This is a genomic window from Methylovirgula sp., from assembly GCF_037200945.1.
Lineage (GTDB): Bacteria > Pseudomonadota > Alphaproteobacteria > Rhizobiales > Beijerinckiaceae > Methylovirgula.
This window is the reverse complement of record NZ_JBBCGP010000001.1, coordinates 3,143,790-3,167,386: the sequence shown is the minus strand read 5'-3', so window position 1 is coordinate 3,167,386 and position 23,597 is coordinate 3,143,790. Positions and strand designations below refer to the sequence as shown.

General features: G+C 60.7%; 23 protein-coding genes. 11 read left to right on the top strand and 12 right to left on the bottom strand.

Annotation, left to right across the window (positions count from 1 at the left end; translation table 11 throughout):
• Positions 1-4 precede the first annotated feature (4 nt).
• The 8 genes from moaC to WDN02_RS15395 form a co-directional block, all read right to left on the bottom strand.
• Positions 5-484: a cyclic pyranopterin monophosphate synthase MoaC gene (gene moaC / locus WDN02_RS15430; RefSeq protein ID WP_337294327.1), complete on the bottom strand. Its 480-nt coding sequence runs from the start codon at positions 482-484 to the stop codon at positions 5-7.
• The gene (gene trpC, locus WDN02_RS15425) at positions 484-1,314 is read right to left on the bottom strand and encodes an indole-3-glycerol phosphate synthase TrpC (RefSeq protein WP_337294326.1); all 831 of its coding nucleotides are present in this window, start codon (positions 1,312-1,314) and stop codon (positions 484-486) included. Before trpC ends, moaC begins: the two co-directional genes overlap by 1 nt.
• 77 nt (positions 1,315-1,391) lie before the next feature.
• A complete protein-coding gene (trpD, locus tag WDN02_RS15420; protein WP_337294325.1) occupies positions 1,392-2,420 on the bottom strand; it encodes an anthranilate phosphoribosyltransferase in 1,029 nt (342 codons plus the stop codon).
• Positions 2,421-2,459: 39 nt separating this feature from the next.
• A complete protein-coding gene (locus WDN02_RS15415; protein ID WP_337294324.1) occupies positions 2,460-3,851 on the bottom strand; it encodes a peptide MFS transporter in 1,392 nt (463 codons plus the stop codon).
• A gap of 56 nt (positions 3,852-3,907) precedes the next feature.
• The gene (locus WDN02_RS15410; RefSeq protein WP_337294323.1) at positions 3,908-4,507 is read right to left on the bottom strand and encodes an aminodeoxychorismate/anthranilate synthase component II; all 600 of its coding nucleotides are present in this window, start codon (positions 4,505-4,507) and stop codon (positions 3,908-3,910) included.
• 38 nt (positions 4,508-4,545) lie between these two features.
• Positions 4,546-5,550: an aldo/keto reductase gene (locus tag WDN02_RS15405; protein ID WP_337294322.1), complete on the bottom strand. Its 1,005-nt coding sequence runs from the start codon at positions 5,548-5,550 to the stop codon at positions 4,546-4,548.
• Positions 5,551-5,740: 190 nt separating this feature from the next.
• Positions 5,741-7,258, bottom strand: a complete 1,518-nt coding sequence (gene trpE, locus WDN02_RS15400) for an anthranilate synthase component I (RefSeq protein WP_337294321.1) — start codon at positions 7,256-7,258, stop codon at positions 5,741-5,743.
• Positions 7,259-7,262: 4 nt separating this feature from the next.
• Complete coding sequence (locus tag WDN02_RS15395; RefSeq protein WP_337294320.1) at positions 7,263-9,191, bottom strand: SurA N-terminal domain-containing protein; 1,929 nt, start codon at positions 9,189-9,191, stop codon at positions 7,263-7,265.
• A 167-nt stretch (positions 9,192-9,358) separates the two neighbouring features.
• On the opposite strand from WDN02_RS15395, the gene tpiA reads away from it, so the two are divergent.
• The 3 genes from tpiA (at position 9,359) to WDN02_RS15380 (ending at position 12,405) form a co-directional block, all read left to right on the top strand.
• The gene (gene tpiA, locus WDN02_RS15390) at positions 9,359-10,111 is read left to right on the top strand and encodes a triose-phosphate isomerase (RefSeq protein ID WP_337294319.1); all 753 of its coding nucleotides are present in this window, start codon (positions 9,359-9,361) and stop codon (positions 10,109-10,111) included.
• Between the two features lie 137 nt (positions 10,112-10,248).
• The gene (secG, locus tag WDN02_RS15385; RefSeq protein WP_337294318.1) at positions 10,249-10,620 is read left to right on the top strand and encodes a preprotein translocase subunit SecG; all 372 of its coding nucleotides are present in this window, start codon (positions 10,249-10,251) and stop codon (positions 10,618-10,620) included.
• A 156-nt stretch (positions 10,621-10,776) separates the two neighbouring features.
• Positions 10,777-12,405 carry a CTP synthase gene (locus WDN02_RS15380; protein WP_337294317.1) on the top strand — a complete coding sequence of 543 codons (1,629 nt, stop codon included), beginning with the start codon at positions 10,777-10,779 and terminating at the stop codon, positions 12,403-12,405.
• On the opposite strand, the gene WDN02_RS15375 is transcribed toward WDN02_RS15380, so the two are convergent.
• Positions 12,406-13,302, bottom strand: a complete 897-nt coding sequence (locus tag WDN02_RS15375) for a LysR family transcriptional regulator (RefSeq protein ID WP_337294316.1) — start codon at positions 13,300-13,302, stop codon at positions 12,406-12,408.
• Between the two features lie 98 nt (positions 13,303-13,400).
• On the opposite strand from WDN02_RS15375, the gene WDN02_RS15370 reads away from it, so the two are divergent.
• On the top strand, positions 13,401-14,378 hold the full coding sequence (locus WDN02_RS15370) for an NAD-dependent epimerase/dehydratase family protein (protein WP_337294315.1): 978 nt from the start codon (positions 13,401-13,403) through the stop codon (positions 14,376-14,378).
• Between the two features lie 96 nt (positions 14,379-14,474).
• On the top strand, positions 14,475-14,807 hold the full coding sequence (locus tag WDN02_RS15365) for a hypothetical protein (RefSeq protein ID WP_337294314.1): 333 nt from the start codon (positions 14,475-14,477) through the stop codon (positions 14,805-14,807).
• A 16-nt stretch (positions 14,808-14,823) separates the two neighbouring features.
• Here the strand turns inward: WDN02_RS15365 and queF are convergent, their stop codons facing one another.
• Both queF and WDN02_RS15355 read right to left on the bottom strand, forming a co-directional pair.
• Complete coding sequence (gene queF, locus WDN02_RS15360) at positions 14,824-15,279, bottom strand: preQ(1) synthase (protein ID WP_337294313.1); 456 nt, start codon at positions 15,277-15,279, stop codon at positions 14,824-14,826.
• Between the two features lie 37 nt (positions 15,280-15,316).
• Entirely contained in the window at positions 15,317-15,754 is a 438-nt protein-coding gene (locus WDN02_RS15355; protein WP_337294312.1) for a MarR family transcriptional regulator, read from the bottom strand.
• Positions 15,755-15,891: 137 nt separating this feature from the next.
• Between WDN02_RS15355 and WDN02_RS15350 the strand changes: the two genes are divergently transcribed.
• The 4 genes from WDN02_RS15350 to eno all read left to right on the top strand — a co-directional run bounded on the left by WDN02_RS15350 (position 15,892) and on the right by eno (position 19,689).
• The gene (locus WDN02_RS15350; RefSeq protein WP_337294311.1) at positions 15,892-16,818 is read left to right on the top strand and encodes a ketopantoate reductase family protein; all 927 of its coding nucleotides are present in this window, start codon (positions 15,892-15,894) and stop codon (positions 16,816-16,818) included.
• A 30-nt stretch (positions 16,819-16,848) separates the two neighbouring features.
• The gene (locus WDN02_RS15345) at positions 16,849-17,247 is read left to right on the top strand and encodes a tautomerase family protein (RefSeq protein WP_337294310.1); all 399 of its coding nucleotides are present in this window, start codon (positions 16,849-16,851) and stop codon (positions 17,245-17,247) included.
• 7 nt (positions 17,248-17,254) lie between these two features.
• Entirely contained in the window at positions 17,255-18,280 is a 1,026-nt protein-coding gene (locus tag WDN02_RS15340; protein WP_337294309.1) for an aldo/keto reductase, read from the top strand.
• 122 nt (positions 18,281-18,402) lie between these two features.
• Positions 18,403-19,689 carry a phosphopyruvate hydratase gene (eno, locus tag WDN02_RS15335; protein ID WP_337294308.1) on the top strand — a complete coding sequence of 429 codons (1,287 nt, stop codon included), beginning with the start codon at positions 18,403-18,405 and terminating at the stop codon, positions 19,687-19,689.
• Between the two features lie 6 nt (positions 19,690-19,695).
• On the opposite strand, the gene WDN02_RS15330 is transcribed toward eno, so the two are convergent.
• Entirely contained in the window at positions 19,696-21,885 is a 2,190-nt protein-coding gene (locus WDN02_RS15330) for an EAL domain-containing protein (RefSeq protein ID WP_337294307.1), read from the bottom strand.
• Positions 21,886-22,030: 145 nt separating this feature from the next.
• Here WDN02_RS15330 and WDN02_RS15325 point away from each other — a divergent pair, with 145 nt between their 5' ends.
• Positions 22,031-22,381 carry a septum formation initiator family protein gene (locus tag WDN02_RS15325; RefSeq protein ID WP_337294306.1) on the top strand — a complete coding sequence of 117 codons (351 nt, stop codon included), beginning with the start codon at positions 22,031-22,033 and terminating at the stop codon, positions 22,379-22,381.
• 167 nt (positions 22,382-22,548) lie between these two features.
• A complete protein-coding gene (gene pdhA / locus WDN02_RS15320) occupies positions 22,549-23,595 on the top strand; it encodes a pyruvate dehydrogenase (acetyl-transferring) E1 component subunit alpha (RefSeq protein WP_337294961.1) in 1,047 nt (348 codons plus the stop codon).
• Positions 23,596-23,597: the final 2 nt, after the last annotated feature.

The following is a 23,597-nucleotide window of genomic DNA, read 5'->3' as shown; positions in this document are numbered from 1 at the left end:
TCGTTCAATCGCCGCGCCGGAATAGGCCAGACCGGCCGCCTGATTTTTCGACGAGCGTGATGCCTTCGATGTGCATCGTACGGTCTGCGGCCTTGAGCATGTCGTAGATCGTAAGGCAGGCGACGGACACGGCCGTCAGCGCCTCCATTTCGACCCCGGTCTGGCCGCTCACTTTCGCTTCTGCGGCGACGCGCAGGCCGGGCAGGGCGGCGTCGGGCTCAATATCGACTATCACCTTGGTCAACGCGAGCGGATGACAGAGCGGGATGAGGTCGGCGGTTTTCTTCGCTGCCATGATGCCGGCGATCCGCGCCGCAGCGAAGACATCACCCTTTTTGGAATTGCCTGCGAGAGCGAGATCGAGCGTCTCTTTGCGCATCGCCACATGGCCCTCGGCGCGGGCGATGCGGTCAGTCGCAGGCTTTTCGGACACATCGACCATATACGCCTGGCCGGCCTCGGCCAGATGGGTGAGCTTCGCCATCAGCCGTGCGCTTTGCGCACGGCATGTCGCTCGCTCTCATCGCCGCACAACAGAAGATGCGCCGCGGCGGCGACATCGTGCTGGCGCATCAGGCTCTCGCCGACGAGGAACGTATCGATGCCGGATTTGTGCAAACGCAGGCAATCGTCATGCGTCGCGATTCCGCTTTCCGCGACGACGATCTTATCGGCGGGGATTTTTGACGCGAGGCGTTCGCAGGTCTCGAGTTTTGTTTCGAACGTCCGCAGATCGCGGTTGTTGATGCCGATCAGCCGCGTCTCGAGTTCGAGCGCGCGATGAAGTTCGGCCTCGTCATGCACTTCGACCAGCACGTCGAGCCGCAGATCGTGCGCAGTCTTGTTGATCTTCTTGGCTTCCTCGTCGGTGACGCTCGCCATGATGATCAGAATACAATCGGCGCCATAAGCGCGGGCTTCGTACACCTGGTAAGGATCGAAGAGAAAATCCTTGCGCAACGCCGGCAGGCGGACGGCCTTCCGCGCCGCTTCGAGATAATCGAGCTTGCCTTGAAATGACGGCGTGTCGGTAAGGACCGAAAGACAGGCGGCGCCACCTTTTTCATAAGCCTTGGCGAGCGCCGGCGGATCGAAATCATCGCGGATGAGGCCCTTTGAGGGGCTGGCCTTTTTGATCTCCGCGATCAAGGCAAAGCGGCCCTCAGTGAGTCTCGTTTCGATCGCATGAGCGAAGCCGCGCGGCGGATCGTGATTTTCGATCCGGCGTTCCAACGTCGAAAGCGGCATGCGCAATTTGGCTTCCGCAATCTCTTTGCGCTTATAGGCTTCGATCTGCTTCAGAATATCGGCCATGGGTACCCTCTACAGCCCCCGCAAAATCACTCTGCCACGAAGCGGAGCGAAGGCAAAATGGCAGACGTTGCTGGATATCAAATCCCTTTAGCACCGCCATGCGACGCTTTGATCAGCCGTGCGAGCACTTCGGCGGCACGACCCGCATCGAGAGCGGCGGCAGCGGTGGCGACACCTTCGCGCAGCGTCTCGGCCTTTTCCGCGACGATCAGTGTCGCCGCGGCGTTCAGGACCGCGATATCGCGATAGGGATTGCGCGCGCCGTGCAGGACGGCATTGAGGGCCGCCGCATTATGCGCGGCATCACCCCCTTTGAGATCGGCCAGGTTTGCCGGTTGGAGCCCGGCCTCCTCTGGCGTGATGACGAAGGAGCGGATCACGCCATTTTCGAGCGCCGTGACATAGGTCGGGCCGGTGGTCGTCACCTCGTCGAGCCCGTCCGCGCCATGGACCAGCCAGACGCGCTCTGAACCGAGATTGCGCAGCACCTCCGCCAGAGGCTCCAACCATTCTTTTGCAAAAACCCCCAGCAATTGCCGCCGGACCCGCGCCGGATTGGAAAGCGGACCGAGCAGGTTGAACAGGGTGCGGGTTCCGAGCTCCGTGCGGATCTGTCCGACATTGCGCATGGCGGCATGATGGACGGGTGCTGTCATGAAGCCGATGCCGGCCTCGTCGAGACAATAGGCAACTTCGTCCGGCGACAGGCCGATCTTGACGCCAAGCGCTGTCAAAACGTCGCTCGATCCCGATTTCGACGAGGCGGCGCGATTGCCATGTTTGGCGACGGGCACGCCGCAGGCGGCGACGATCAACGCGGTTAACGTCGAGACATTATAGGTGCCGTGGCCATCTCCGCCCGTGCCGACGATATCGACCGCATTCGGCGGTGCCGCCACGGGCAGCATTTTGGCCCGCATGGCCGCGACCGCGCCGGTAATTTCCTCGACCGTCTCACCGCGCACCCGCAACGCCATCAGAAAGGCGCCGGTCTGTGCCGCGGTCACCGTGCCGCCAAGCAGGAGATTGAAGGCGTGTTCTGCGTCGGCGCGGCTGAGGCTCGCGCCGGTGGCGATCTTCGCGAGGAGGGGCTTGAAGGCGTCCATGGTGTCTCATTGCTCTGGCAGACGCGTAAGCGCAAGATCTTAGACGGCGCCTCGCTCGCTCGTGATGTTGACGAGTGCGCGGCTGCAGACGGCGATGACAAGTCCGGCGAAGGCTGCGATGGCGGCTGTAGTCAGAAAAAATTCAACCCGGCCCATGCGGCTCCAGAAGCTTCCGAGCCAGCCAGCGAGAAAATTGCCGGTGAAGCTCGTCGCCAACCAACAGCCCATGACGAGTGAAAGCATCCGTGTGGGCGCCAACTTCGTCACCAGGGACAGACCGATTGGCGACAGATAAAGCTCGCCCAATGTCAGGATTGTGAAATAGCCGATGAGCCAGAGCCAGCTCGCCTTGCCCGCACCCGAGTACCAGGCCGCCAGCGCCAGGATCGCATAGGCCAAAGCTGCGCCAAAGCAGCCGAACCCCATTTTCATGATCGTCGAGGGTTCGCGACCTTTCAACGATTGGCGCTGCCAGAGCGCGACAAGGAGCGGCGTGAAGACGAAGATCAGGAAAGGATTGATCGACAAAAACCATGTCGTCGGGATTTGCCCATGCCAGCCGAATAGCGAGACTGCGCGGTCGGTATCGGCGTCGGCCCAGAGGGTGATCGTGTTGCCCTGCTGTTCGTAGACAGCCCAGAACAGCGTCGTCGGCACGAAAAGCACGGCCAGAGCGAGTAGCCCGCGTTTTTCGTTAGGTATCAGCGTTCGTTTCGGCTGGGATAGGGTTGCGGTTCTCCCATCCGGCGGCAGGTCACGTAGGCCGTAAAGATAAATGCCAAGGCCGATCACCATGCCGACGCCGGCGGCGGCGAAGCCGTAATGCCATCCCGCTTCCTCGCCCAATGTGCCGCAAACGAGCGGCGAGAAGAACGCGCCGATATTGATGCCGACGTAGAAAATCGAGAACGCCCGGTCGCGCCGCGCATCCCCCGGCGGATAAAGGCCGCCGACCTGCGTCGAGATATTCGGCTTGAATGCGCCCGAGCCCAGGATCAGCGCCAGCAATGCAAAGAGAAAGAGATGTTCGACGGCCATCATGAAATGGCCGATCGCCATTAAAGCCGCGCCGACGATCACGGTGCGACGCTGGCCGAGTAGACGGTCGGCCAGGAGGCCGCCGAGGATCGGCGTGAAATAGACGAGCGCGGTGTAGAAGCCGTAGATCTGAGAGGCGAGTGGCTGCAACGCGAGCGGGCCGAACACAAATTCCAATCCGTGACGGACGGCGGCTAGCCCCGCGACATGCTCCGCATGGCCGGGCAGCAGCAGATATTTCGTCATGTAGAGAACGAGGAGCGCGCGCATTCCGTAATAGGAAAAGCGCTCCCACATTTCCGTCGCGAAGAGAAAAGACAGGCCTTTCGGATGGCCGAAAAGCTCGGCCGGAGCCGCTTCGCTGGCACGCAGAAATTCGATCGGTTCGTCCAAGCAGAAAGCCCTATGCGACGCGAGGAAAAAACTCAGCGTAGCATTTCAGGGGCCAGTCAGGCGCCTCTGTGTGTCTTGTTCCATTCCTGCGCGAGTTCGAGAAAATTCGCCAGGATGCGGTGCCCGTGTTCGGACTCGATACTTTCGGGATGAAATTGCACGCCGTGGACTGGCCGCGATTTGTGCGAGAGCGCCATGACAAGGCCGTCGGTCTCGGCGGTGACGTTCAGTTCTTCGGGAAACGTCTCGCGTTTGACGACGAGCGAATGATAGCGCGTCGCACGGAACGGCCCGTTGATGCCGCGAAAGATCGTCTCGGCGCGATGGCTGATCTCCGACATCTTGCCGTGCACCGGCACTGGCGCACGCACGACGTCGCCGCCGAAGACTTCGCCGATCGCCTGATGGCCGAGGCAGACGCCGAAGATCGGGATATCGGCGCTGGCTTCGCGGATGAGATCGAGGCAGATGCCGGCCTCATGCGGCGTGCAGGGGCCGGGTGAGATCACGATGGCGTCCGGCCGCGCGGCGATGACCTCCGCGACGCTCACCTTGTCGTTGCGATGCACTTCGACCTCGGCGCCCAATTCGCCGAGGTAATGCACCAGATTGAAGGTGAAGCTGTCGTAATTGTCGATCAGGGTGACGTTGGGCATGGCAACCTTTTGAGCCGGGCGGCCTGGCAGGTCAAGACTCAGGCCGCCTTGCGGACCGGCGGCGCCATGAATTCCGGCCCGACCGGATCCTTGATGTTGTCGGTGAGAATCTTGTCGATCGCGATCAACGCCCCGGCGTCGAGCTTCCAGTCCGAGACGCGCGAAATCGGGTCGAGCTGGCCTAGTTTGCGCGCGCCCCAGAGCGCAATGCTCAGCGGCTGACGGTCCAGAACCCAGCGAATGGCGAGATCGAGGACCGTCTTGCCATAATTGTTTCTGGCGAAGGCCTCGAGTGCCGTCACGGCGGCGAGATATTGCGCGAAACGCGGCGGCCGGAATTTGGGGTCGTTGCGGCGCAGATCGTCGCCGGTGAAGGTCGTGTCGGCGTTCATCTTGCCGGCGAGCAGGCCACGGCAGAGCGGGCCATAAGCCAGCGTCGCGATGTCGTTTTTGGCGGCATAGGGCAGCACGTCCTTTTCCGCGCCACGCTCGAAGAGATTATGCGGCGGCTGGATCGTGTGGAGCGGCGCGACGGCGCGGAAGGCTTCCATCTGCGCAACGTCGAAATTGCTGACGCCGATGGCGCGGATTTTTCCGGCCTTGAACAGCTTGCCCAGGGTCTCTGCCGTCTCGGCGATCGGCGTTGCGTCATCCGGCCAATGGACCTGATAGATGTCGATCACATCGGTCTGGAGACGGCGCAGCGAATCCTCGATCTCTTTCTCGATCCGGGCGTTGCTGGCGTTGCGGAAAATTTTGCCGTCCTTCCATTCGAGCGCGACTTTCGTCGCAATGATCGTCTTATGCCGGCGGCCGCCTTCGACCAGGGCGCGGCCGACGATCTCCTCGGAATGGCCGAAGCCATAGACGGGCGCGGTATCGACGATATTGATGCCGCGATCGATCGCGCTTTGAATGGTGCGGATTGAATCGGCATCGTCGCTGCCGCCCCACATCGAGCCGCCGATGGCCCAGGTGCCGAGCGCGATCCGCGTCGGCTGCAGGCCGGTGCCCGGAATATTGATGGTTTCAAGCTGAGACATGGCCGATCCTTTGCTGAAAGCCCCTGCCTAATATCGGACGTCAGGCCGAAGTTTCGAGGCACTATGGCGAAAATGCGCAAGATCGAACATGCGGCGGTCGGCTCTCGTCATGGCCGGACTTGATCCGGCCATCCATCAACGTTTCGTGTCTGGATGCTCGGGTCAGCCCGCGCATGACGCGAGCAGGGGCTTACTGCCCGCGCTTCGTCCGCGCGGCGAAGCGCACCGCTTCTTCCGCGGCGCGGAACAAAGCCTGCGCTTTGTTGATCGTCTCGCGCCGCTCGTAGGCCGCATCTGAATCGTAGACGACGCCCGCACCGGCCTGGACGTGCATCTGGCCGTCTTTCACCACTGAAGTGCGTAGAATGATGCAGGTATCCATATCGCCGTGCGCGCCGAAATAGCCGATGCAGCCGGCATAAATGCCGCGCTTATCGGTTTCGAGTTCGTCGATGATTTCCATCGCCCGCACTTTCGGCGCGCCGGAGACCGTGCCGGCTGGAAAGCCCGCGCAGAGCGCATCGATCACGTCGTGCTGCGCATCCAGTTCGCCTTCGACATTCGAGACGATATGCATCACATGGCTGTAGCGTTCGATGGCGAACCGCTCTGTGACTTCAACGCTGCCGATCTTTGCGACGCGGCCGACATCGTTGCGGCCGAGATCGAGCAACATCAGATGTTCGGCGCGCTCCTTTTCGTCGGCGAGAAGGTCTTCAGCGAGTCGTATGTCTTCCGCCGCGGTCTTGCCGCGCCAGCGCGTACCGGCGATCGGCCGGATCGTGACCTTTCCAGCGCGGGCACGCACGAGAATCTCCGGGCTTGAACAAACGATCTGAAAATCGCCGAAGTCGAGATAACAAAGGAACGGCGCGGGATTGACGCGCCGCAGCGCCCGATAAAGCGCAAACGCGGGCAGGGTGAACGGTGCCGTGAATCGCTGCGACAGCACGACCTGAAAAATGTCGCCAGCGCGAATGTATTCTTTCGCGCTCTCGACCATCTCATGGAAGCGCGCTTCGGACGTATTGGATGTCGGGTTCGCGGTCTGAAGATCGGCGTCCAGATCCGCAGCGCTCGACGGCAGCGGCGCTTCAAGTGCACCGACAATCGCCTCAATGCGTTCGATGCCGCGTTCATACGCGACCTTGGTGGCGAGATCGGTTAGCGGACGCACCGGCGTCACGACAAAAATCTCGTCGGTGACGCTGTCGAAGACAACCATAACCGTCGGACGTAGCATGATCGCGTCGGGCACGCCGATCGGGTCAGGTTTGGCGGGTGGAAGTTGCTCCATCTGCCGCACCATGTCGTAGCCGAGATAGCCGAAGACACCGGCTGCCATAGGTGGCAGATCGTGCGCCGCTTCGATGTGGGATTCAGCAATAAGCGCACGCAAAGCCTCAAGCGGCGAGGCGGCACAGGGTACGAAAGCCGCGGGCTCGGTCGCCGCCGTCCGGTTGATTTCCGCGTGGCCGTCCTGGCAGCGCCAGACGATATCGGGGTCAAGCCCGATCATCGAATAGCGCCCGCGCGCGCCGCCGCCTTCGACCGATTCCAGCAGAAAGAGACGGCCCTTGCGGCCTGCGGATAATTTGAGAAAGGCTGAGACCGGCGTTTCGAGATCGCCGACGAGCCGCGTCGCGAGCAACGTGGGGGCGCCGGAATCGTACGTCGCGGCAAAAGTCTCGTAGGCCGGCGTAATCATGCGGTTACTGCTGATCCGCCGGCGCGCCGGAAATCGATTGCCAGACTTGCTGATTGATCCTTGTATTCAAGCCCGTCTCAAGATTGGTGACGAATTGCGCCGTCATGTCGTCGTTGAGGGCGGTCTTCATCTGATCGAGGACATTGGCGAAATCGTACCGCTTGACGTCCAGCGGTGGCACGCTGGCGCTGGCGACGCTGAAAATGATGCGGCCGCCATCCTGCGCTTCAGCCGAGCCGGCTTTTCCAACCGCGCGGTTGAAAACCTCATCAAGTATCGTGCTCGAAAGACCCTGCGGATCCAGCCGCGTGATCTTGTCGACATGTTTGACAGGCAGATTGCCTTGCGCCGTTGCGAGGGCAGCGATGGTCGCGCCGCTGTCGAGCTTCTTGGTCAGATCGACAGCCTTGTCGACGAGGCGGCGCGAGGTCTCATCGGCAGTCCAATCCTGCGTGACGCGGTTCTTGACCTCATCGAACGTCAGATTGCGCGCGGGATCGATGTTGAGAACGTCGAACCAGATTCCGCCGCCGTCTTTGGTCGTAATCGGATCGTTATCGACGCCGATATCGGACGCGAAGACGGCTTTCAGCAAGGCTTTCTGGTCATCTCCGAGATCAGGCACCGCCTTGCTCGCTTTGTCGTTACCTTGCGCATCAATCTCATCGATTGTGCGGGCTGATAGCCCGGCAGCTTTGGCCGCATCGGCGACGGACTTGCCGCCCGCGCGCAGATCTTCGATCTGATCATGGATCTTGCCCAGGTCCTTATGCGCGCGGAAGATCGCAAGTTCCTGGGCTAGCGACGTCTTCACGGCGACAAGCGGGATGACAATCTTCGGAATAATCTTCTGGACGTGCAGGATCGCCCAGCCGAATTGCGTCTTCGCCGGCTTGGAGACGCCACCAGCCGACAGAGCGAAGACCGCGGCAGCGACGCTCTTGTCGGCAAGGGTTGCTTCCGTGACGGTGCCGAGGTCGGTATCCTTCGGCGACAGTTTGCGTTCGGCGATCAGCGCGTCGAAGGTCTCGCCGCCGGCGAGTTTCGCAGCCGCAGCGTCGGCGGTCTTCTCATCCGGGAAGATGATCTGCTGAATTTGCCGTTGTTCGGCTTGTGTGTAGCGCTGATCCTTGACCTCGTCGTAGCGCTTCTTGATCTCAGCGTCGCTGATCGGGTGTGCAGCGGACTCGATGCCTGCCAGACTTGTCGAACTCACCAGAAGCAGACTGACCTTGCGATATTCATGCTTGCGATAGAGATCGCGATGCGATTCGAAATAACTCTTGAGCTCGGCATCTGACGGCGCCGGGATCGCGCCGGCCGCGGATTTCGGCAGCACGATGTAATCGATATTGCGGGTCTCGTGGTAATAGCGATTGATGATTTCGAGCATCGCGCGCGGCGCCGTAAGGCTGTTGGTCAGCGTCGCAACGATTTCCTGACGCAGGGCCGCGGCGCGGGTTTCGGCGACATAGTTCTGTTCGGTCAAGCCATTGTCTTGCAGACGTGCTTCGAACGTCTGCCGATTGAATTGTCCGTCCGGGCCTTTGAAAGCGTCGTCCTGCATGATTTGGCGCGCAATGACGCCGTTGGGGAGGGCGAGGCCGAGACGGTGTGCCTCCTGATCGAGGGCTGCGTCGCTCAGCATACGGCTCAGGACTTGCCGGTCAATTCCACGTTCCCGCGCTTCCTCGCTGCTGATCGCCCGGCGCTGCTGTTCCTGCATCTGAACGAGCTCACGCTGATAAGCGACTTGGAATTGTTCCGGCGTGATCTCGGCCGACCCAACGCGCGCCAAAGTGTTGGCGCCAAACCCCTTGAAAACGTCTGCGATCCCCCAAAAGCCGAAGGCGATGACGAGCAAGCCCATCACGACGGCCATGATTGAGCGGCCAACCCATGTCTGGCTGGAGGCACGCAACGCATCGAGCATAATTTAGAATCTCCGCTTGCCCGGGGGTCGATTGGGCGCCGGACTATAGGGAGGCGCTTTCGGGCTGGCAATGTATGAAGAAGGGGTGCCGAGCGGGCTGCAAACTGGCCGATTTTGCCATTCTGGCACCGGATGTTAGGGCGTTGCCAAACGTGGGGCATTTGAGCATGGCGGAAAAACCGCGGCCGCTGGTCGCCGGAAACTGGAAGATGAACGGCCTGACTGCCGACCTCGCCGAGATCGCGGTGATTCGCGATGCATTGGCCGGCGCTTTGGGCGGTCCAGACATCATCATTTGTCCGCCGGCGACGCTGATCGCCGCGGCTGCGCAGCTCTGCGCCGGCTCCTTCATCGCCATCGGGGGTCAGGATTGCCATCCCGAAAGGCGCGGCGCTTACACGGGCGATATCGCGGCAGAAATGCTGCGCGATGCCGGCGCCTCGTATGTGATTGTCGGCCATTCGGAGCGGCGCCGCGATCATGGCGAGAGCGACGTGCTGGTCTCGGCAAAGGCCGAAGCTGCCCTGCGGGCGGGGCTCAAAGTCATTCTCTGCGTCGGTGAAACCGAGGCGGAGCGCGCCGCAGGCCATGCGCCTGATGTGGTGGCCCGACAACTTGAGGGATCACTGCCCTCCGCGCCGCATGGCGACAGCCTCGTTGTCGCCTATGAGCCGGTTTGGGCGATCGGCACCGGCGTGACTCCGACGCCGAACGACGTCGCCGAGATGCATGGCTTTTTGCGCCAAAGACTGGCGGCGCGGCTACCTGAAAGTAGCGACGTGCGCCTTCTCTATGGTGGCTCGGTCAAGGCCGATAATGCTGCTGAATTGTTGCATCTGCCTGCTGTCGATGGCGCGCTTATCGGTGGCGCGAGCCTCAAGGCGGCGGAATTTCTGGCGATTGCCGCGACCTATCGTTAAGCGCAAATGGCTGAATTTGCGTAGCTTTCCATTCGACAGCCGGAAGCGGGGCGGAAATTACGCTAGCCAGACGGAAGGTCGCGGTATAAGAGCGGGCCGAATAAAATTTTTGTCCCGCCGATAGGCTTTTCACAAAGATGCAAACCGTTCTGATTGTCGTTCATATTATGGTCGTTCTGGCGCTGATCGCGACCGTTCTCCTGCAGCGCTCCGAAGGTGGGGCCCTGGGCATCGGCGGGGGCGGCGGCTTCATGACTGGGCGCGGCCAGGCCAATGTGCTGACCCGCGCGACCTCGATTCTGGCGGCTTTATTCTTCGCGACGAGCCTCGGGCTGACATTGTTGGCCAACGCCCAGCGGTCGCATGGGTCGATTTTTGAGGGTGTGACTCCGGTTGGCGCACCAACCTCGCAGGGTACCGTTCTGCAGCAGCTTCAAAAGGAGCAGCAGCAACGTGCCGCGCAACCGCCCGGACCGCCGGCCCAGCCGGAGCCGCCTAGATCGCAATGACGTTGCGTTGAGCCGACAAAGCGCAACGCCCTTTCAGGGCGTTTTCGCGTATGGTTTTTGACAATCGCAAGACAAACCCACTGAAAACGGGTTCTGTGTGGATGGCCGATAAAAAGGCTCCCCAAACAGTTCAAAACAGGATATTCACCGAGGCCCATGGCGCGGTACATTTTCATCACCGGCGGCGTGGTCTCTTCCCTCGGTAAAGGGCTTGCGTCAGCGGCTCTCGGGGCTTTGCTTCAGGCACGCGGCTATACGGTTCGGCTTCGCAAGCTCGATCCCTACCTCAACGTCGATCCGGGGACGATGTCCCCCTATCAGCACGGCGAAGTCTTCGTCACCGACGATGGCGCGGAGACCGATCTCGATCTCGGTCATTACGAGCGATTCACCGGCCGCGCCGCGGTGCGCGAAGACAACATCACCACCGGGCGCATCTATCAGGAGATCATCTCGAAAGAGCGGCGTGGCGACTATCTCGGCGCAACCGTGCAGGTGATCCCTCACGTCACGAATGAGATCAAAGAATTTGTCCTGCGCGGTAACGAGGGCGCGGATTTCGTTCTGGTCGAGATCGGCGGCACAGTCGGCGACATCGAGAGCCTGCCGTTTCTCGAAGCGATCCGCCAGCTCGGCAACGATTTGCCGCGCCAGCACGCAATCTACATCCATCTGACGCTGATGCCCTATATCCCGAGCGCGGGCGAGTTGAAGACCAAGCCGACGCAGCATTCGGTCAAAGAGCTGCGTTCGATCGGTATTCAGCCGCAGATCATTCTTTGCCGGACGGATCGCGAAATTCCGCGCGAAGAGCGTCGCAAGATCGGGCTCTTCTGTAACGTCCGTGAGAGTGCCGTCATCGAAGCGCGCGATGTCGCGTCCGTCTATGACGTGCCGCGCGCCTATCACGCGGCGGGGCTCGACCAGGAGGTGCTCGCCGCCTTCGGAATCGAACCGGCACCCAAGCCTGACATGAGCCGTTGGAACGCGGTGACCGAACGCGTCCACAATCCCGAAGGCGATGTGACCATCGCGATCGTCGGCAAATATACGGGAATGAAGGACGCCTATAAGTCGTTGATTGAGGCGCTCGCACATGGCGGCATGGCGAACCGTGTCAGGGTGCATCTCGATTGGATCGAGTCCGAAGTCTTTGAAGGCTCAGACCCGGCGCCGCGGCTGGAACGGGTGGACGGCATTCTGGTGCCGGGCGGTTTCGGCCAGCGTGGTGCCGAAGGCAAGATTCTGGCGGCGCGTTTCGCGCGCGAGCGCAACGTCCCTTATTTCGGCATCTGCTTCGGTATGCAGATGGCGGTGATCGAGGCTGCGCGGTCGTTGGCAGGTATTGCCGATGCCAATTCGACCGAATTTGGCGCGACAAGCGATCCTGTCGTCGGGTTGATGACGGAATGGATGCGCGGCAACGAATTGCAGATGCGCGCTGCGGAGGGCGAGCTTGGCGGCACGATGCGGCTCGGCGCCTATTCCGCCTTCCTCAAGCCAGGTTCGAAAATCGCCGGCATCTACGGCGAGATGGAAATCTCCGAGCGCCATCGCCACCGCTACGAAGTCAACATGGCTTATCGCGAACAGCTCGAGGAAAAGGGCATGGTCTTCGCGGGTTTGTCGCCGGACGGCCTGCTGCCGGAGACGATCGAGCTTGCAAACCATCCCTGGTTTGTCGGCGTCCAATATCATCCGGAGCTGAAATCGCGGCCCTTCCAACCGCATCCGCTGTTTGCGAGTTTCGTCGCCGCCGCGGTGGAACAGAGCCGGCTCGTCTGATCACGCCTGCGATTGCGCGACGTACGCCGCGAGGCCTTCGCTGAGGTGATCCATCATCAGCCGCAGGCGCTTGCTCGTACGCAGATCTTCGTGCAGCGCCAGCCATACATCAAGCGTAACGCCGATCTCCTGCGTGAAGACCGGGACGAGATCGGGATCGCAGCGTGCGATGCCATGCTGGATGAAGCCGATGCCAACGCCGGCGCGGACCGCCGCGAGCTGTCCGAGATCACTGTCGCAGCGCAGAACGAAATCGGCGTGCGCGATCGGCATACGTGCCAGGAGTTCGCGCAGATACGGCGTCCCCTGGTCGAAGCCGATAAGTGCATGATCAAGGGCGAGCGCCGTCAGATTCGTGAGCGGCGGCGCGGAGGCGAGATAATGCCGGTGTGCATAAAGGCCGAGCCCGATTTCGCCGATGCGCCGCGCCACGAGCGCATCCTGACTTGGCCGCACCATGCGTACAGCGATGTCCGCGGCGCCGTGCAGCAAATCTTCAACCCGATTGGATAGGTCGAGTTCGACATTGATGGCCGGGTGAGCGCGACGGAATTGCGCGAGCAAGGGCGGCAGGACTTCCGCGCCGATAATTTCGCTCGCAGTAATTCGCACGACGCCCACCGCGTCGTTCGTTCCGCCGGATGCGGCCCGCTGCAAGGCTCCAGCGGCGGCTTCCATCGCCTCGGCGTGCGGGCGCGAGTTCAGCGCAATGTCGGTTGGCATGAGCCCGCGGGGCGAGCGTGTGAAGAGCACTGCGCCGAGGGCGTGTTCGAGGTCGGCGATTTGACGGCCAAGTGTCGGCTGCGTGAGGCCGAGCGCCCGCGCCGCGCCCGACAGACTGCCCTCGCGCAGCACCGTCAGGAAAGCGCGATAGGCACTCCAGTCAGGAGAAGTCATACAAATATCTATAGCTTATAAAGCTTATTATGCAATTTTATAATAGTTAATCCCGCGCGATATCCGTTTCAGGATTTCTCTCTTGAAGGAACGCGACTATGTCCCAAACCAATAAAATTGCTCTCGTGATCGGTGCCAGCGGCGGCGTTGGCGGTGAGACGGCGGCTGCCCTGAATCGGCATGGCTGGACTGTGCGGGCGCTGACACGACGGCCGCAGCCGGGCAATGCGACAGCCGAATGGATCATCGGTGATGCGATGAATGCCGCCGACGTTCTCCGCGCCGCGCAGGGCGTCTCGCTGATCGTTCATGCCGCCAACCCGCCCGGTTATCGCGACTGGGACAAGGTCGTACTGCCCATGCTGGACAATACGATCGCCGCCGCCAAGGCAAACAATGCGCGCATCATGCTGCCGGGGACGATTTATAATTTCGGTCCTGATGCTTTTCCTGTCCTGCGTGAAGATTCGCCGCAGCATCCGCTGACCCGAAAGGGTGCGATCCGGGTCGCGATGGAGGAGCGATTGCGGGCAGCGTCGACGGATGGCGCGCCAGTTTTGATCGTGCGCGCCGGCGACTTCTTTGGCCCAACCACGTCCGGCAATAGCGTTTTTTCAGCCGTGATGGTCGAGCGCGGCAAGCCCGTGCAGCGGATCATCGACCCCGCGCGCGCGAGCCACGCCTGGGCTTATCTGCCCGATCTCGCGGAGACGATTGCGCTTCTCATGGACCGCGCGAATGAGCTAAGCGCGTTCGAACGGTTTCATTTCGCTGGCCATCAATTGGCGCGGGGCGAAATGGCGGCGGCGATCCGCCGGGCTACGGATAATCCGCGCCTGCGCGTTTGGCCGTTTCCCTGGTTTCTGGTTGTCGGTCTGCAGCCTTTCGTGCGGCTGTTCTGCGAAATGGCCGAGATGCGTTACCTCTGGCGCGAATCGATCTCGATCGACAGCGCAAAACTCCGGGCTTTTCTTGGCAATGCGCTGCCGGCCACGCCGCTGGACAAAGCCGTGCGTGAAACGCTGACCGGATTGGGATGTCTGCCGGAAGCAGGCGGGAAGGCAGGCGCACGATAGGCTTTGCGAACGCACCCGGCTGGTTTTGCGGTTTTGCGTGCCTACATGTAAAATAACCCGGTCGGCACGGATCGCGGCACGCAGAAAGGTCATTTGATGAAAATCTTATCTACCGTTCTCGCAATGTCGGCGCTGGCCGTCGCGTGGGGACCTGCGCAGGCCGCAACCCATCACCACGTTCACTACGTTCACGTGGTGCATCATTATCATCATCATTATTACGCGGGCGGTGTGAGTTATTACGGAGCGCCGCGCGGCTATTATCCGCCCCCGCCTGGCTATTACCCGCCGCCGTCCGGCTACTATCCTTTGCCTGGCGTTTACGTCCCGGGTTATTTCTACGCCACGCCCGAGGAACCTTTAGGAAATCGCGGTATCGGTAAGGCGCTGATCGACAGCGAATGGGATCCGCCGTTCTCGGGCCGCTAAATCGCCGCCACGCGCTTTAGCCCCGCCCGCGATAGGGCGCGACGCCCTGATCCGGCACCCAAACGCCGGCGGGCAGTTTGCCACTCTGCCAGAAAACATCGATCGGCATGCCGCCGCGCGGATAGAAATAGCCGCCGATGCGCAGCCACCGCGGTTTGAGCAGTCCGACGATATCCTTGCCGATGCGCAGGGTGCAATCCTCGTGAAAGGCACCGTGATTGCGGAACGAGCCGAGATAGAGCTTCAGCGATTTCGATTCGACGAGCCAGCGGTCAGGCACATAATCGATGACGAGATGGGCAAAGTCCGGCTGGCCCGTCACCGGGCAAAGCGACGTGAATTCCGGCGCCGTGAATCGCGCAACATAGTCCGCATCGGGATGCGGATTGGGCACGCGGTCGAGCTTCGCGTCGTCAGGTGAGGCGGGCAGTGCGGACTGATGGCCGAGGGCGGCGACGGGCTTTTTGCTCATGGGTACTTATAACGTTGCGGGCGGCAAACGGCCATCACTAGGCGTCGCCGAGATCGGCCGCCGCGACATCATGAAGGATTTCGCGAAGATCGCTGGCGCGTTTGGCGCCAAAGGCTTTTTCGAACTGGGATTGGGCTTCCAGCCAGCCGTCCACGGCGCGTTTCAGTCTTTCGCGGCCGGTCGCCGTGAGCGTCAATTCCTTGCTGCGCTTGTCCTTGTTGCTCTGGGTGACAACAATCAGCCCATCGCGCTCAAGCGGCAGAATGTTACGGCCAAGCGTCGTGCGGTCCATGACCATCGCCTCGGCCAGGGCGTGGATGCTCATGGGACCGGAGTCGTGAAGCCGCGTCAGAATTGAAAACTGCGTTGTCCGCAACGCCGCGGGCGCCAGAAAGCGATCATAGAATTGCGTGATGCGGCGCGCGGCCTGTCGCGCCGCGAGGCAGTTGCAATCCGATGGCGTGTTCTTGCCCAAGGCTGCTCCAAATTTCCGAAAAACCTTGCCTTATCAGCAGATAAGAGCATATGCGCGCATGTCAACTGATCTTGATCGGGACTGGTTAGCTAAAGCGTCCCAAAAATGTTTAAAGACGGCGGTTCAGGAGACAGTTTATGCGGATTCTTGTGATTGGCGCGGGGGCCCTCGGCGGCTATTTCGGCGGCCGCCTTCTCGCCGCAGGGCGTGATGTTACGTTTCTTGTCCGGCCGCGGCGTGCGGCCCTGCTTGCCGAACGCGGGCTGGAGATCATCAGCGTGAAGGGCGGCCTGCAGCTCGCCCACCCGCCGACCGTGACCGCCGATAAGCTCAATCAGCACTATGATCTCGTGCTCCTGAGCTGCAAAGCCTTCGATCTCACCGACGCGATCAAGTCCTTCGCCCCGGCTATCGGCCCGCAGACCATGATCCTGCCGGTGCTCAACGGTCTGCTGCATCTCGATATTCTTGCCTCGCATTTCGGCGCCGAGCACGTTCTCGGCGGCCTGAGCAAGATTTCCGCGACGCTCGATGCCGAGGGTCGAATCCACCATCTGAGTAGCTTTCATTCCATCAGTTTCGGCGAGCAGAACGGCGCGCGGACGGAACGGATTGAGGCCTTGGCGGAGACGCTGCGTTCCAGCGGCTTCGACGCACCTTTGAGCGAAAATATCCTTGCCGAAATGTGGAACAAATGGGTGTTCATCGCCGCCGCGGCGAGCCTCGGCTGCTTGATGCGGGCTGAGGTCGGCGACATCGTTGCCACTGGCGCCGCCTCTTACGGGAAGACGCTTTTGAGCGAATGCGCGGCGATCGCGGCGCGGCATAATTTTCCGCAGGACGCACAAGGCTTACAATTCGGCGAGAAGATGCTGACCGAAGCGGGCTCGGCCTTCAAACCGTCGATGTTGCGCGACATCGAGCGCGGCCAGCAGACGGAGGCGCATCACATCGTCGGCGATCTTTTGCGCCGTTCCGGCGATCTGCCGACGCCGATTCTGCAGATCGCCGATGCGAATCTTAAGGTCTACGAGGCGCGCCGCGCCCGTGAAGCTGGCGCCTGACACATAGATTCAACGCAGTGAGGAAAGATCATGCCTCTTCTTCGTGCCGAAATGCCGCGCGGCAAATCACGCGAGTTTAAGCTTGGAATCGGTGACGTCGTGTATGCAGCAATGCGTACGGCGCTCAACGTGCCCGAGGGCGATCGTTTTCAGATTTTCACCGAACACGCGCCCGAAGATCTTTCGATCGATCCGAATTATCTCGGCATCACGCGTTCGCCCGAGGCGCTGATCCTGCAAATCACGCTGAACGAGGGACGAACGACCGATCAGAAGCGTGCCTTTTACAAGGCCATTGCGGATGGTCTTCATAGCCGACTTGGTGTGCGGCGTGAGGACGTGACGATCAATCTCGTGGAAGTGAAGAAAGAGAATGGTCATTCGGCAATGGCGAAGCCCCATATGCCTGAGCGACACCCAAGCGAATGAGGAAAATATGGAATATCGGCAATTAGGTGCTTCGGGGTTCAAAGTCCCCGTCCTGAGTTTCGGCACCGGCACGTTCGCCGGCAAAGGCGAATTGTTCGCGGCCTGGGGCTCCAGCGACGTGAAGGAGGCGACACGCCTTATCGACATCTGCCTTGATGCCGGCCTCACGCTCTTTGATACGGCGGATGTTTATTCGGCCGGCGCCTCTGAGGAGGTGCTCGGCGGCGCCATCAAGGGCCGCCGCGACAAGGTGCTGATCTCGACCAAGGCGACCTTTCGAACCGGTGACACACCGAATGATCTCGGCTCTTCGCGCTTTCACCTGACACAGACGATCAACGCATCGCTGAAGCGCCTGCAGACCGATTACATCGATCTCTTCCAATTGCACGGCTTCGACGCGCTGACGCCGATCGAGGAAGTACTGTCGACGCTCGACGATTTCGTCCGTGCCGGGAAGATCCGCTATATCGGCTGTTCGAATTTCTCCGGCTGGCATCTGATGAAATCGCTGGCGATCGCCGATCGCTACAATCTGCCGCGCCATGTTGCGCACCAGGCGTATTATTCGCTTATCGGCCGCGAATACGAATGGGAGCTGATGCCCCTGGCGCTCGACCAGAACGTCGGCGCGGTTGTCTGGAGCCCACTCGGTTGGGGGCGCCTCACAGGAAAGATTCGCCGCGGCCAACCCCTGCCGGAAACGAGCCGTCTGCATAAGACGGCGGATATAGGACCACCGGTCGACGACGAATATCTCTACAAAGTCATCGACGCCCTGGACGAAATTGCCCAGGAGACCGGCAAGACAATCCCGCAGATCGCCCTCAACTGGCTGCTGCAGCGTCCGACCGTCGCGACCGTTATCATCGGCGCCCGCAACGAGGAGCAGCTCAAACAGAACCTTGGTGCGGTCGGGTGGTCGCTGACGCCAGACCAGGTGAAAAAGCTCGACGCGGCGAGCGAGCGGCCGCTGATCTATCCCTATTGGCATCAACGGCTTTTCGCCGAGCGTAATCCACCCCCGGTCTAATTGCTGTCATCAAGAGCGTCATATCGTCCTTTCGGCGGCCCGGCCGAGCCGCCCCCTTTTTTCGGCAGCATGTTCGTCGTAGAACCCGCCGCAAACGAGGAAACCCGCCGAAAGGACGCATTATGACCGCCATTGTCGATATTGCTGGCCGCGAAATTCTGGATAGCCGCGGCAATCCGACGGTCGAAGTTGACGTCACTCTGGAGGACGGGTCTTTCGGGCGCGCGGCTGTTCCGTCGGGCGCCTCGACCGGCACACACGAAGCTGTCGAATTGCGTGATGGCGACAAGGGACGTTTCGGCGGCAAGGGCGTCCTGAAGGCGGTCGAATCCGTCAATCGCGATATTTTCGATGCGCTCGCCGGCATGGATGCTGAGGATCAGGTCGCGATCGACGAGGCGATGATCGCCCTGGATGGGACGCCAAACAAATCAGGCCTTGGCGCTAATGCGATCCTCGGCGTGTCGCTCGCCGTCGCGAAGGCCGCGGCCGATGTCAGTGGTCTGCCGTTGTTTCGCTATGTTGGCGGTACGCAGGCGCGGGTTTTGCCGGTGCCGATGATGAACATCCTGAATGGCGGCGTTCATGCCGACAACCCGATCGACTTCCAGGAATTCATGATCCTGCCTTACGCCGCGCCGACATTGCAGGAGGCGGTGCGCTGGGGTGCTGAGGTCTTCCACGTTCTCAAGAGCGCGTTGAAGAAGGCCGGTCTCAACACGAATGTCGGCGATGAGGGCGGCTTCGCGCCCAACCTTCCGTCGGCCGAAGCGGCGCTCGATTTCTGCCTGAAGGGGATCGAAGGCGCCGGGTTCAAGCCGGGCAAGGACATCGCCCTTGGACTCGATTGCGCATCGACCGAATTCTTTCGCGATGGCGCTTATCGTTACGAAGGCGAGGGCAAGACCCTCAAGATCGAAGAGCAGGCGCAATATCTCGCCAAGCTCGCTGCCAATTATCCGATCGCGACGATCGAGGACGGCATGTCTGAGGAGGATTGGGAAGGCTGGAAAATTCTCACTGATCTTCTCGGTAAGAAGGTTCAACTCGTCGGCGACGATATTTTCGTCACCAATGTCGAGCGCCTGTCCAAAGGTATAGCGGATGGCGTTGGCAATTCGATCCTGATCAAGGTCAACCAGATCGGTTCGCTGACCGAGACTCTGGCCGCGGTCGATATGGCACAGCGCGCCGGCTACACGGCGGTCATGTCGCACCGCTCGGGTGAGACGGAAGATTCGACGATCGCCGATCTCGCGGTTGCTACGAATTGCGGGCAGATCAAGACCGGCTCGCTGGCGCGTTCCGATCGGGCCGCGAAATACAACCAGCTCATCCGCATCGAAGAAGAGCTTGGCGCGCAGGCGCGCTACGCTGGCCGCGCTGCGCTCAAAGCCTGGGCCGGCTAGAGCGGTTCAGGCTTTCTGGCGGCGAAACGCGTGCGTGCCGGCGTCCTGGTGCGTGCGGAGAAAGTCGGCAACCTTCGCGGCTGGCATCGGCCGCTCGAACAAATAACCTTGCCCCTCCGAGCAGCCGCGCGCCAGCAGCCAGATCCGTTGTTGCTCGGTCTCGATACCTTCCGCCGTCGTGCGCACATCAAGGCTGCGTGCGAGGTCGAGCATCGCCCTGATGACAGCCATCGTCTCCTCGTGCGTGTGAATTTCGCCCACAAAGGATCGATCGATCTTCAATCGGTCAAACGGGAACGAGCGCAGATAGGACAAGGACGAATAGCCGGTCCCGAAATCGTCAAGCGCGATGCTGATGCCTCGCTGCTTAAGGCCGTGCAATATTTCGCGCATCGCGGCGTTTTCGATGAGCGGGACAGTTTCCGTGATCTCGAGTTCGAGACGTTGAGGCGCGAGGCCACTGTCGGCGAGCGCGTGTTCGATTTCCTGAATGAAGCCGTGGCGGCCAAGCTGGACCGATGAGAGGTTGACGGCGACCTTGATATCGCCTGGCCACGTCGCCGCTTCGATGCAGGCGCGACGCAAGATCTGTTCGCCCAACTCACCGACGATTCCCATTTCCTCGGCGAGTGGAATGAAAAGGTTTGGCGGGACGAAGCTACCGGCAGGCAAGATCCAGCGAGCCAAAGCCTCGAACGCGATTACTCTTCCGGTGGCAAGGTCGACGATTGGCTGGAAGTAGGGCACGAGCTCGTCATTTTCGATGGCTTCGCGCAGATCGCTTTCGATCTCCCCTCTGACGAGAAGCTGTTGACCCATTTCTTCGTTAAAGGGGCAATAGGTCGCGCGGCCGACACTTTTCGCGCGGTAGAGCGCGACATCCGCGCGCCGGAGCAGATCGGTGAAATTGTCGCTGTCCATCGGGGCCCGCGCGATACCGATGCTGGCGGAAATGGTGATTTTGCGACCCTCGATCTCGAAAGGCTCTTCGAAACAATTGAGGAGCTTTTCAGCAAGGCGATCGATGTCTTCGGAAGAATTGAATGGAAACTGCAAGACCGCAAATTCGTCACCACCGAGCCGGGCGACGTATTCGTTATTCCGGCACACCGTGAGAAAGCGTTCGGCGACCGCGCGCAGAAGCTGATCCCCGACGACATGGCCGAGTGTATCGTTGACGCCCTTGAAATTATCGAGATCGATGTAATGAAGCGCGAGGGCGTGACCCGTGCCAGGAATTTGCTGCAACACCGCGCAGGTGTGCTGTTGAAAGGCGGTGCGGTTGGGCAGATCCGTCTGCAAGTCCCGATAGGCAAGCTTTAGGATGCGCGAATGTGCATAATCATGATCGATGGCGAGAGCACAAAGGTGAACGCAGGCTTCGACGATTTGCCGCTCGAGCATATCCGGCCCGCGCGGCTCGCGGTAGTAGAAGGCGAAGGTGCCAAGTACTTCGCCGCTGCGACCCTTGATTGGCGTTGACCAGCAGGCGCGGAGGCCATGCGGCAGGAACAGATTCTTAAATGGCTCCCAACGCGGATCGGTTGAGATGTCCGTCACTTCTGTGGCCTCGCCATAGAAAGCGGTGTTTCCGCAGGAGCCCATGCCGGGTCCGATCGGCACACATTGGGTGGCGTCCTGGATTTCCTTCGGCAAGTTCGGGCCGGCCAACGGATAAAGGCAATTGGCGCCAAAATCGGCGCGCAGAACCGAACAGATGACGCCCGGCGACATCGCTTCAGCACGTCGGCAAAGAAGATCGACGACCTCCGGCAGGGGCCAGCCGGTTGCCACGACTTCGAGAATTTCACCCTGCAATTGCTGCAGCAATTGCGAGTTGCTCGACGCAGCGTGCCTGATTTCGACAGATGCAAGACGCCCCTGAGCACCAAAGACCGGCGTGACAGAGACATCGTAATTTATGTCGGCGGAGCCGTGCCTTCTTCGCAGCGTGACCGTCTGCCCTGCATCGAGCTTCAGCCAGGTCTGCGCCCAGACTCCGTCATCGATCCGCGGAAGTATATCCGAGATCGCGATGTCGCGACGAAGATCACTTGCGGGGAAATTGGCAGCGAAAGCACCGTTCCAACCCGTCAACGCCCCGGAACGCGTGAAAAGCGCGTGCGCAAAGTCGGCGGCCTCAAAGAATGAGTCTGCACGAGTGTCGGGTAGATCGGCGTCAACGCGATGTGCCACAAAAAGCTCGTGCTTCATTCTCTCTTGCTTGTCTATTTTACGACATAGCAATAAAGACTTGGTTACGGTGAGCTTGGCCGATTTGCTCGACTGATCGCTCCGGCCGTTTAAGAGAGCGCTAACTTTGATCGGCGAAGCTTAGAGAATGGTTATTCGCCGTCGCGTTCGCGCTGTTCTTCTTCCTCTTGCGCTCTATTGCTTGTCCGGTGCTGCCGGCAGCTATTTTCTTTGGCATGCCGTCAACGACGATCGCGGCCTTCGCGCAAACGAGGATTATGAACGCCAGATCAAAAGTTTACATGCTCAAGTTGATGCGAAGGAGAAAGAGCGTCAGGCTTGGGCTCGGCGTATCGCGCTCCTGAGTGGCGCCACGATCGATCGCGATATGCTCGACGAGGAGGCTCGGGCGCGCCTTGGACGCGTCAATAAAGACGACCTCATCGTCCTCCTCAAACCTAACGCGGACGGCGAACCGGTATCAGCCACAAACCCTTAGACGCAGGGTAGGTTCCCTTTGCTGTAAAAATCTTTTGCGCAAAGGGGATGCTTTGCGCGTGGATTCGCCTGCGCCGTTAGAGTAAAAACCGAAAGCGGAATCGAGTGAGCTTCGCTTTTATGCGAAGGCGCGAGTTAGCTTTGCTGCGCGCCTTCGGAGGAGAAATGATGGCGGCGAAATCCGGGGGCCAGATCAATGGCTCGACCGCTGCGGCAGACGTCAGCCATTTGAGTCTTTCCAACGCGGGGCTCGTGCAATTCACCCTCGATCAAGAACTCGCGGTCTACCGCGAAATGCTGCTGATCCGCCGCTTCGAGGAGAAGGCCGGCCAGATGTATGGCATGGGTCTGATCGGCGGCTTTTGCCACCTTTACATCGGGCAGGAGGCGGTTGTCGTCGGTGTGATGCGGTCGGCGAAGCCGGGCGACCAGACAATCACCGGCTATCGCGACCATGCGCATATGCTTGCCTGCGGCATCCCGCCGAAAGCCGTGATGGCGGAATTGACCGGTCGCCGTGACGGGATTTCCAAGGGCAAGGGCGGCTCGATGCATATGTTCTCCAAGGAACATCATTTCTACGGCGGCCATGGCATCGTCGGCGCGCAGGTGCCGCTCGGGACTGGCCTTGCATTCGCCAATCGCTACAACGACAACGCCAATATCAGTTTCACCTATTTCGGTGACGGCGCCGCCAACCAAGGCCAGGTTTACGAGAGCTTCAACATGGCGGAGCTGTGGAAGCTGCCCGTCGTCTACGTAATCGAAAATAATCGTTACGCCATGGGCACATCGGTCAAGCGTGCCTCGGCGATGACGGATTTCTCCAAGCGCGGCTTGTCCTTCAACATTCCCGGCGAGCAGGTGGACGGTATGGACGTCCGTGCCGTGACGGCGGCGGCGGAGCAGGCGGCGCAATGGTGCCGCGATGGCAAAGGGCCGATCATCCTGGAGATGATGACCTATCGCTATCGCGGCCATTCCATGTCCGACCCGGCTAAGTATCGATCGAAAGATGAGGTGCAGAAAATGCGCACCGAGAGCGATCCGATCGAGCAGGTTCGCGAGCGCCTCCTGAACAGCCATCAGGCGAGCGAGGTGGCTTTGAAGGAGATCGACGCCGAAGTGCGCGCCTTGGTCAACGAGGCGGCGGATTTCGCCACCCACGATCCCGAGCCGGATCCCGCCGAGCTTTACACCGACATTTGGAAATAGCC

Excerpts from the sequence above, each read along its gene's own strand:
- moaC (WP_337294327.1), bottom strand. The coding sequence starts at position 484 with ATGGCGAAGCTCACCCATCTGGCCGAGGCCGGCCAGGCGTATATGGTC.
- trpC (WP_337294326.1), bottom strand. The coding sequence starts at position 1,314 with ATGGCCGATATTCTGAAGCAGATCGAAGCCTATAAGCGCAAAGAGATT.
- trpD (WP_337294325.1), bottom strand. The coding sequence starts at position 2,420 with ATGGACGCCTTCAAGCCCCTCCTCGCGAAGATCGCCACCGGCGCGAGC.
- WDN02_RS15410 (WP_337294323.1), bottom strand. The coding sequence starts at position 4,507 with ATGCCCAACGTCACCCTGATCGACAATTACGACAGCTTCACCTTCAAT.
- WDN02_RS15405 (WP_337294322.1), bottom strand. The coding sequence starts at position 5,550 with ATGTCTCAGCTTGAAACCATCAATATTCCGGGCACCGGCCTGCAGCCG.
- trpE (WP_337294321.1), bottom strand. The coding sequence starts at position 7,258 with ATGATTACGCCGGCCTACGAGACTTTTGCCGCGACGTACGATTCCGGC.
- WDN02_RS15395 (WP_337294320.1), bottom strand. The coding sequence starts at position 9,191 with ATGCTCGATGCGTTGCGTGCCTCCAGCCAGACATGGGTTGGCCGCTCA.
- tpiA (WP_337294319.1), top strand. The coding sequence starts at position 9,359 with ATGGCGGAAAAACCGCGGCCGCTGGTCGCCGGAAACTGGAAGATGAAC.
- secG (WP_337294318.1), top strand. The coding sequence starts at position 10,249 with ATGCAAACCGTTCTGATTGTCGTTCATATTATGGTCGTTCTGGCGCTG.
- WDN02_RS15380 (WP_337294317.1), top strand. The coding sequence starts at position 10,777 with ATGGCGCGGTACATTTTCATCACCGGCGGCGTGGTCTCTTCCCTCGGT.
- WDN02_RS15375 (WP_337294316.1), bottom strand. The coding sequence starts at position 13,302 with ATGACTTCTCCTGACTGGAGTGCCTATCGCGCTTTCCTGACGGTGCTG.
- WDN02_RS15370 (WP_337294315.1), top strand. The coding sequence starts at position 13,401 with ATGTCCCAAACCAATAAAATTGCTCTCGTGATCGGTGCCAGCGGCGGC.
- WDN02_RS15365 (WP_337294314.1), top strand. The coding sequence starts at position 14,475 with ATGAAAATCTTATCTACCGTTCTCGCAATGTCGGCGCTGGCCGTCGCG.
- queF (WP_337294313.1), bottom strand. The coding sequence starts at position 15,279 with ATGAGCAAAAAGCCCGTCGCCGCCCTCGGCCATCAGTCCGCACTGCCC.
- WDN02_RS15350 (WP_337294311.1), top strand. The coding sequence starts at position 15,892 with ATGCGGATTCTTGTGATTGGCGCGGGGGCCCTCGGCGGCTATTTCGGC.
- WDN02_RS15345 (WP_337294310.1), top strand. The coding sequence starts at position 16,849 with ATGCCTCTTCTTCGTGCCGAAATGCCGCGCGGCAAATCACGCGAGTTT.
- WDN02_RS15340 (WP_337294309.1), top strand. The coding sequence starts at position 17,255 with ATGGAATATCGGCAATTAGGTGCTTCGGGGTTCAAAGTCCCCGTCCTG.
- eno (WP_337294308.1), top strand. The coding sequence starts at position 18,403 with ATGACCGCCATTGTCGATATTGCTGGCCGCGAAATTCTGGATAGCCGC.
- WDN02_RS15325 (WP_337294306.1), top strand. The coding sequence starts at position 22,031 with ATGGTTATTCGCCGTCGCGTTCGCGCTGTTCTTCTTCCTCTTGCGCTC.
- pdhA (WP_337294961.1), top strand. The coding sequence starts at position 22,549 with ATGGCGGCGAAATCCGGGGGCCAGATCAATGGCTCGACCGCTGCGGCA.